The sequence below is a fragment of the Neisseria sp. P0009.S007 genome, assembly GCF_051962515.1.
The window spans coordinates 1-6,371 of record NZ_JBQCVF010000037.1 but is presented as its reverse complement, the minus strand read 5'-3'; the positions used below and the strand labels follow the sequence as shown (position 1 = coordinate 6,371).

Genomic DNA, 6,371 nt, shown 5'->3' with positions numbered 1-6,371 from the left:
CTGTGCCAACGGTAGGCCAAAGCGCGCCAGTCGGTTTTACCGGCTTCGTCAGGCAGGATTAAATCCAGACGGTTTAAAACGGAATTCGCTTTTTTCAAAAAATTGGATAATTTCATTTCGGCTTTCTTTTTTTCAGACGGCCTTTTGCGCCAATACTCGCATCACGGTATCGACAACGGCTTGGGTTTGCGGATCGATTTCAATATTAATGAGGTCGCCTTCTTTGCGGCTGCCAAACAGGGTGCGCTCCAAAGTCTCCGGAATCAGGTGTACGCAAAATTCGCTGTCGCTGATTTCACCTATGGTCAGGCTGCAACCGTCCAAACCGACAAAGCCTTTGGTCAGGATGTAGGGCTTGAGGTTTTCCGGCAGCTCAAACCAAACTGTACGGTTGAACTCGCTTGATTCAATTCGGGAAATTCGGGTAACCGCCATCACATGGCCGCTCATTACATGGCCGCCGATTTCATCGCCAAACCGCGCCGCGCGTTCCAAATTGACACTGTCGCCGACTTTCAAGCTGCCGAGATTGGTTTTACGTAAGGTCTCGTCCATCAAATCAAAGCTGACTTTGTTGCCGTCGATTCGGGTAATGGTCAGGCAGCAACCATTGTTGGCGACAGAGGCGCCGGTTTGCAGATTGTCGGCGATTTCGGGGGGCAGCTCAACTGTGTGGGTACGAAAGTCGGGCGAAGGTTGGGCGATGTCTGTAATTTTGCCCATACCTTGTACGATGCCTGTAAACATGATGTCTTCTTTCCGATGGTACGATAAGGCGGATATTGTAGCATTTTCCAGGCACAAAGGCCGTCTGAAAGCGGTGATGGCGATGGTTTGGGGTATAATCGAATTTTTATTTCCGCAGCCCGATCATGCTCAGCTACCGCCACGCCTTCCATGCCGGCAACCATGCCGATATGCTCAAGCACTTTACCCTCTTCCTCGTCCTCGAATATTTCAACCGCAAAGACAAGCCCTATTGGTATATCGATACGCACAGCGGTGCCGGTTTGTATGATTTGAGCGGCGATGAAGCGCAAAAAGTCGGCGAATACAAACAAGGCTTTGTGCTCTTGGAACAAGCTGACAAGCTGCCTGCCGAATTGGCCGAATTTGTGGGCCGTCTGAAACAAATACTGCCGCAAGACAACCTTTACTGCGGCTCGCCTTGGCTAGCACAGGCGCTCACGCGCGACAGCGACAAAATGCGCCTCTTTGAGCTGCACCCTGCCGATTTTGTCCATTTACAAAACAATATGCGCGAAGTTCGCCCTGCGCGTAAAGTGCAGGTCAGCCAAGCGGACGGTTATCAAGGTTTGATTTCACTTCTGCCTCCTCCGCCGCGCCGCGCCGCCGTCTTGATTGATCCGCCCTACGAAGAAAAACAAGACTACCGCCGTGTCGTCCAAGTCTTGAAAGATGCTTTAAAACGCTTTGAAACCGGCTGCTACATGGTTTGGTATCCCTGCTTGAGCCGCGAAGAAAGCCGCAAACTTCCGGACGAACTCAAAAAAATCGCTCCCGACAATTATCTGCACGCCGAGCTTCATGTCCATACGCCGCGCAGCGACGGCTTCGGTATGCACGGCAGCGGCATGTTCGTCATCAACCCGCCCTATATGCTTGCCGAACAGTTGCAAAACAATCTGCCCGAACTTGCCAAAATTTTGGCGCAAGATGTCGGCGCGCATTATGTATTGGAAAGCAAAACGAAATAAACACTGCCGTCTGAACGTATACCCAAACGCTTTGATTTTGCCGCCATACCTGTTCAGACGGCCTTAACCCTTTATACTTAAGCCTTTTTCCACTACAATTCACAACATAACAATTAACGGCCGTCCACTCATGAATATACGCACACCCCTAGCCTGCACACTCCTGCTCTGCGCGTGCAGCGAATCAGCAAAAAACGAATTTAAAGAAGAATTTACCCAAAGTTTCCGCACCGAATTTGTCCGCTCGGCAACCGAAGCCTGCGTAGAAAAAGCCTCCGGAAAAAGCCCGTTTGATTCCGCGACCACTGAAAAAATCTGCCGCTGCATCGGCGAAAAAACAGTCGACCAAATCAATCCTGAAGAAGCGACATCGCTTTTGGGCGGCAGCGACTCCATCAGCGACGAGCTGAAAAAACGCATCAAAGACACCAGCATCGCCTGCACTAAAGAAGTTTTAGGCATGGCCGAGAGCAAAACCAAATGAACACGCCGTTTTCAGACGGCCTGAAATTGAAAAATATTCGATTCAAACTTAGGAAAAGAGTGAAACCATGAAGACACTGAACCAATTCTTAGCCCAACACCTGCCCGAACACAAACTGCCGCAAGAGCTGGCCAGCGTACTGGAATCCGTAGCCGCCGCCTGTTTGGACATCAACGCCAAAGTCCGCCTCGGCGCGCTTTCCGGCGTTTTGGGCATGGCAGGTACCGGCAACATCCAAGGCGAAGACCAAAAGAAACTTGACGTCATTGCCAACAACATCATGATTGATGTTTTAAAAGCCAATGCCAACATCGCAGGCCTTGCCAGCGAAGAAGAAGACACCTATGTCGCCACACACGAAAACGGCGGCTATTTGGTATTGTTTGACCCGTTGGACGGCTCTTCCAATATCGACGTCAACATCTCCGTCGGCACCATCTTCTCCATCTTGGCGAAACCAGAAGGCGCATTAACTACCGAGTCCTTCCTGCAAAAAGGCCGCGACCAAGTGGCCGCAGGTTATGTTTTATACGGTCCGCAAACACAACTGGTACTGACTGTCGGTCACGGCGTGTTCGTCTTCACTCTGGACGATGCCAACCAATTCCTGCTGACCAAAGAAAATCCGCGCGTTCCCGAGTCTACTAAAGAATTCGCCATCAATATGTCCAACCAAAGACATTGGTTCGCCCCTGTTCAACAATACATTGACGAATTGCTGGCAGGCGAAACCGGCGTACGCGGCAAAAACTACAATATGCGCTGGGTAGCCAGCATGGTTGCCGAAATCCACCGCATCCTGATGCGCGGCGGCGTATTCATGTATCCGCAAGACAAACGCGACCCATCCAAACCGGGCAAACTGCGCCTGATGTACGAAGCCAACCCGATGAGCCTGCTTATGGAACAAGCCGGCGGCGCATCAAACAACGCCATCGAAGCCATGCTCGACATCCAACCTACCGGCCTGCACCAACGTGTTGCCGTATTCATGGGCAGCCGCGAAGAAGTCGAATACGTTTACAATCTGCATCAAAAATAATCGGATATATTGAAACCAAAAAAGGCCGTCTGAAATATAATTTTCAGACGGCCTTTCGTTAAGAAATCAAAGAAATGAAAAATCAAAAGGCAGACTCAAATCTGCCCTTTACTACTTTCCATCTAAGCTTTATTGGATTACGCCGAACGAGCCAGCTCTTCCGCTGCTTTTTGCACCATATCCGGCGTCAGCTTGTTCAAACAATCCGTATGCCCTAACGGACATTCGCGTTTAAAACATGGCGAACAATCCAAATTCAAGCTGACGATTTTTGCCTTTTGGCTTAGAGGCGGCGTATGGTCAGGGCTGGATGAGCCGTAAACCGCAACCAATTTCCGATCAAGCGCGGCCGCAAGATGCATCAGACCGCTGTCGTTGCACACGACCGTATCGGCGCAAGACAACAGATCAATCGCCTCCGGAAGATTGGTTTTGCCGCAAAGATTGGTACACAGGCCGTCTGAAAGTTGGTTGATTTCATCTGCAATATCGAAATCTTTTTGCGAACCAAACAGCCAAACCTGCCAACCCTCGGCCAAATATCGGCGGCCGAGTTCGGCAAAATGACGCGCAGGCCAACGCTTGGCCGGGCCATATTCCGCACCGGGACAAAATGCCAAAATCGGTTTATCCGTCGTCAAACCATGTTTTGCCAAAGCGGCTTGACGGCTTTCGGAATCAATCGTGAAACAGGGATTATCGGAATGCCCGTTAAAATCCGCTTGGGTCGGATGTGCCAGCGCAGTATAGCGGTCGACCATCAACGGCAACGCGGCCTTATCCAACTTGCGGATATCGTTCAACAAAAAATAGCGCGACTCGCCAACATAGCCCGTACGCTGCTTAATGCCCGCAGCCAAGGCAATAATGGCGGATTTGAGCGAACCGGGCAAAACAATTACTTGATCATAGCCTTCTTTTCCCAATTCACGTCCGATACGCCAGCGTTTTTTTAATTCCAACGCACCATGTCCAAACGGGTTTTCCATCACACGGTTGATTTCAGGCATACGCTCAAATACGGCCATCGACCATTTGGGCGCAAAAGCATCAATAGTGCAGCCGGGATGCAGCTCATGCAAACGGCGATAAAGCGGTTGGGTCATGACGCAGTCCCCAATCCAGCTTGGGGTAATAATCAGGATTTTTTTGGACATAATGGAATGTGTTTTTAATTTTGGCTTATTGTAATACGATTTTTAAAAGGCCGTCTGAAACTCGGTTTAATCGCCTAGATCAGAACGTACTGGTTGATACATATTATTTCAACAGATGCACTCTGGCTCGAGCGCGTGAAGCGTTTGTCTTCCCAATTATTCGGCAAATACCACACCCCAAATACTAAGCATAACGGCAGCAAGCAATATTTGCTTCATTTTTAAAACCTTATAAAAACAGAAAGGCCGTCTGAAATATTTTCAGACGACCTTTTTATACTCGTTTAACGATGGTAGTTAGGCGCTTCTTTGGTGATTTGTACGTCGTGAACGTGAGATTCGCTCATACCGGCAGAAGTGATTTCCACAAATTCTGCTTTCTCGTGCATTTCAGCAATATTGGCGCAACCCAAATAACCCATGCTGGAGCGCAGGCCGCCGGTCAGCTGGTGGATGATGTTCACGATCGGACCTTTGTAAGGAACGCGGCCTTCGATGCCTTCAGGAACATATTTGTCTGTGCTGTCGGTTTTGTCTTGGAAGTAGCGGTCGGCAGAGCCTTGGCTCATCGCACCCAACGAACCCATGCCGCGGTAAGACTTGTAAGAGCGGCCTTGGTAAAGTTCGATTTCACCCGGAGCTTCTTCCGTACCGGCAAACATACCGCCCAGCATGACGCTGTATGCACCTGCTGCCAGAGCTTTGGCAATATCGCCGGAGAAGCGGATACCTCCGTCAGCAATCAGGGGAACGCCTGTACCTTTCAGGGCTTCGGAAACATTGTGAATCGCAGTCAGTTGAGGCACGCCCACGCCGGCCACGATACGGGTCGTACAAATCGAGCCCGGGCCGATACCGACTTTAACGGCATCCGCACCGGCAGCGACTAAATCCAAAGCAGCTTTAGCAGTCGCGATGTTGCCGCCGATGACTTGGATGTGTGGGTAGGTTTCTTTTACCCAGCGCACGCGATCGATAACGCCTTGGCTATGACCGTGGGCAGTATCAACCACAATCACGTCCACGCCTGCTTCTACCAATGCTTTGACGCGCTCTTCGGTATCGCCGCCGGTACCCACCGCGGCACCGACGCGCAGGCGGCCTTCGGCATCTTTGTTGGCATTAGGGAATTCGGTTGTTTTCAGAATATCTTTAACTGTAATCAGACCTTTGAGTTCGTCTTGGTCATTTAACACCAAAACGCGCTCAACTTTGTGCGCATGCATGATTTCGCGGGCTTCATCGATGCTGGTACCTTCAGGAACGGTAACCAAACGGTCACGGGGAGTCATGATAGCAGAAACCGGCAGATCGACACGGTTTTCAAAACGCAGGTCGCGGTTGGTCACGATACCGACCACTTTGCCGTTTTCAACAACAGGCAGACCGGACATTTTGCGTTTGCGTTGTGCGCGCATTTCCAAGACTTCGCGGATCAATGCGGTCGGCGCAACGGTAACGGGATCTTTCACCACACCGCTCTCATGGCGCTTCACTTTGGAAACGGCACGCGCTTGCAACTCCGGCGTCATGTTTTTATGGATAATGCCGATGCCGCCTTCTTGAGCCATAGAGATGGCCAGACGCGCTTCGGTAACGGTATCCATTGCAGCAGAAAGTAGAGGGAGGTTGAGCGTGATATCGCGGGTGAGTTTGGTTTGAAGTTTGACATCTCGAGGCAGCACGTTTGAGTGCGCTGGAACCAACAAAACGTCGTCGAAAGTATAGGCTTTTTCTACAATACGCATGATGCTCGGTCTTTCAGTTTGTGCAAGATGCACGGCATTATATCACACCGGCTTGATGCTAACATTGGCAATACACGTTTTAACGTTATTTTTTTACATGATTTGATTTGGCGTACAAAAATATGCCAACGCATTGCAGTTTCAAGTAAAATAAGCCGCATGAGAACATCATTTACATAAGGGAAACCCATGAAATCTTCCGTACTCAAAACCTGTCTGATA

General features: G+C 50.1%; 6 protein-coding genes. 3 read left to right on the top strand and 3 right to left on the bottom strand.

The features are described from left to right. Window positions 1–132 precede the first annotated feature (132 nt). Window positions 133–747: a riboflavin synthase subunit alpha gene (locus tag ACTHS3_RS05365; protein WP_049344692.1), complete on the bottom strand. Its 615-nt coding sequence runs from the start codon at window positions 745–747 to the stop codon at window positions 133–135. A gap of 125 nt (window positions 748–872) precedes the next feature. On the opposite strand from ACTHS3_RS05365, the gene ACTHS3_RS05360 reads away from it, so the two are divergent. The 3 genes from ACTHS3_RS05360 to ACTHS3_RS05350 all read left to right on the top strand — a co-directional run bounded on the left by ACTHS3_RS05360 (window position 873) and on the right by ACTHS3_RS05350 (window position 3,244). Then, window positions 873–1,718: a 23S rRNA (adenine(2030)-N(6))-methyltransferase RlmJ gene (locus tag ACTHS3_RS05360; protein WP_049344693.1), complete on the top strand. Its 846-nt coding sequence runs from the start codon at window positions 873–875 to the stop codon at window positions 1,716–1,718. Window positions 1,719–1,848: 130 nt separating this feature from the next. Further along, window positions 1,849–2,202, top strand: a complete 354-nt coding sequence (locus ACTHS3_RS05355; RefSeq protein ID WP_049344694.1) for a hypothetical protein — start codon at window positions 1,849–1,851, stop codon at window positions 2,200–2,202. A gap of 67 nt (window positions 2,203–2,269) precedes the next feature. Beyond that, window positions 2,270–3,244, top strand: coding sequence for a class 1 fructose-bisphosphatase (locus ACTHS3_RS05350; RefSeq protein ID WP_049344695.1), 975 nt, complete (start codon window positions 2,270–2,272; stop codon window positions 3,242–3,244). Between the two features lie 137 nt (window positions 3,245–3,381). Here ACTHS3_RS05350 and waaF read toward each other — a convergent pair whose 3' ends face one another. After that, window positions 3,382–4,401: a lipopolysaccharide heptosyltransferase II gene (waaF, locus tag ACTHS3_RS05345; RefSeq protein WP_004519841.1), complete on the bottom strand. Its 1,020-nt coding sequence runs from the start codon at window positions 4,399–4,401 to the stop codon at window positions 3,382–3,384. Window positions 4,402–4,685: 284 nt separating this feature from the next. Then, complete coding sequence (gene guaB / locus ACTHS3_RS05340; protein WP_003678893.1) at window positions 4,686–6,149, bottom strand: IMP dehydrogenase; 1,464 nt, start codon at window positions 6,147–6,149, stop codon at window positions 4,686–4,688. Window positions 6,150–6,371: the final 222 nt, after the last annotated feature.